1 protein-coding gene and 2 pseudogenes are annotated in these 2,371 nt (G+C 45.5%); 1 reads left to right on the top strand and 2 read right to left on the bottom strand.

The genetic code is table 11. The annotated features are described in order from the left end of the window. Positions 1-1,515 (top strand): annotated as a pseudogene (dxs, locus tag R8269_RS23445) (1-deoxy-D-xylulose-5-phosphate synthase); the annotation flags it as partial. A gap of 76 nt (positions 1,516-1,591) precedes the next feature. Here dxs and pgpA read toward each other — a convergent pair. After that, the gene (gene pgpA / locus R8269_RS23440) at positions 1,592-2,098 is read right to left on the bottom strand and encodes a phosphatidylglycerophosphatase A (RefSeq protein ID WP_005482983.1); all 507 of its coding nucleotides are present in this window, start codon (positions 2,096-2,098) and stop codon (positions 1,592-1,594) included. Positions 2,099-2,135: 37 nt separating this feature from the next. Next, positions 2,136-2,371, bottom strand: a pseudogene (locus R8269_RS23435) (thiamine-phosphate kinase); the annotation flags it as partial.

Below are 2,371 nucleotides of genomic sequence, written 5' to 3'. Positions count from 1 at the left end.
CTATCAGTTGGTCACTCTTCTACTTCCATCAGTGCAGGGCTTGGCCTAGCCATCAGCGCTCAAAAAGAAGGTAAAGGTCGTAAAGTCATCAGTGTGATTGGTGATGGTGCGATTACTGCAGGCATGGCATTCGAAGCCATGAACCACGCAGGCGATGTTCACCCTGACATGTTGGTGATTCTTAACGACAATGAAATGTCGATCTCAGAAAACGTTGGCGCTCTGAACAACCACCTAGCGAAAGTGCTTTCCGGTAGTCTTTACACCTCTATCCGTGAAGGTGGAAAAAAAGTGCTATCAGGTGTGCCACCAATCAAAGAACTGGTTCGTCGCACTGAAGAACATCTAAAAGGCATGGTTGTCCCTGGCACTCTGTTTGAAGAGTTTGGCTTTAACTACATTGGTCCAATTGATGGGCACGATGTGAATGAGCTCGTTAAAACACTGAAGAACATGCGTGAGCTTAAAGGCCCTCAGTTCCTGCACATCATGACCAAGAAAGGTAAAGGTTATGAGCCAGCAGAGAAAGATCCTATTGGCTACCACGGCGTCCCTAAGTTCGATCCAAGCCATAACTGCTTACCAAAAAGCAGTGGCGGCAAACCAACTTTCTCAAAGATTTTTGGTGACTTCTTATGTGACATGGCAGCGCAAGATCCTAAGCTAATGGCAATTACGCCAGCAATGCGTGAAGGTTCTGGCATGGTACGTTTCTCGAAAGAGTACCCAGACCAATACTTTGATGTGGCAATTGCAGAGCAACACGCTGTGACACTTGCAACGGGTATGGCAATTGCTGGCGATCATCCGATCGTTGCTATCTACTCGACCTTCTTGCAACGTGGTTACGATCAACTTATCCATGACATCGCTATCATGGACTTACCAGTAATGTTTGCTATCGACCGCGCAGGTTTGGTCGGTGCAGATGGTCAAACACACCACGGTGCCTTTGATCTTAGCTTTATGCGCTGCATTCCTAACATGGTGATAATGGCACCAAGCGACGAAAACGAATGTCGCCAAATGCTGTACACAGGTCATAAGCACACTGGACCAAGTGCCGTACGTTATCCTCGTGGTAGTGGTATGGGTACAGAGATCGAAAAAGAGTTTACCGCTCTTGAGATTGGTAAAGGTCGAGTGGTACGCAAAGGTGAAAAGGTGGCAATCCTGAGCTTCGGTACTTTCTTACCGAATGCACTAGAAGCAGCTGAAAACCTCAATGCAACGGTTGCTGATATGCGTTTCGTCAAACCTCTTGATTAATCATTGATTCGCCAACTCGCTGATGAACATGACGTTCTTGTCACACTAGAAGAGAACGCAATCGCAGGTGGTGCTGGCGCAGGTGTAGTTGAGTTCATGATGAAAGAAAAAATCATCAAACCAGTACTCAACCTTGGCTTGCCTGATAAATTCATCCATCAAGGTACTCAAGAAGAACTTCACGAAGAACTCGGTTTAGACGCAAAAGGGATTGAAAAATCCATTGCGGAATACCTTGCGAAGTAAGCAATTAAATAGCAAAAAGGGATGCCAATGGTATCCCTTTTTAATTCTTGTTGTTCTTCGAGTGATAGGTGATGTACTAACTCATCCAACCCGCATACTTTGCAACGAGAAACAAAGCAATACCTGCCATAATACCCGCCACAATATCATCGAGCATAATGCCAAGCCCGCCATGGATGCGTTTGTCTAACCAACCTATTGGCCACGGTTTGACCATATCGAAAAAGCGGAAAAGAATGAAACCCGTCAACAACCATTTCCATTCCGTGATAGGAATATTCAGGGCTGGTACAATACTCATGGTGATCCAAAAGCCCGCAAACTCATCCCATACAATTGAACCGTGATCATGCACCTTCATATCATCTGACGTGACTTGGCAGATTTTGATGCCAATCACGCACGAAAGTAATACCACAACGACATAAGCCGGAAATGGCAGCTGCGCCAACAACAGAAAAAACGGAACCGCAGCAAGCGTCCCCATTGTTCCAGGAACTACTGGCGACAAACCACTGCCAAACCCCGTCGCCAACAAATGCCACGGGTTCTTTAATGAAATCAGAGAAAGAGGGTTGGTCATATCCTTAAACCTATACTGCTAGTTTAACTCGATGAGCTTATTTAAAGTGGTCGAAACCACTTAAATCCCAGTCGAGAGGTTGGTTGTTATCGTGAAGCTCAAACGTTCCATTTGGTCTAATTTGGCCAATGCACGTCACTTTGCACCCGCTATAAGACAAAGCACTCTGCAAAGAACCTCGATTTTGTTCTGATACAGTGAAGCACAACTCGTATTCTTCACCGCTAGATAAAGCATACTGCTGTGCGCTGACCTTATCATCTAAAAATTGTA

It is taken from the genome of Vibrio sp. Vb0667 (assembly GCF_033391095.1).
Note: the sequence above shows the minus strand (reverse complement) of the source record. Positions and strands in the feature narration are given on the sequence as shown.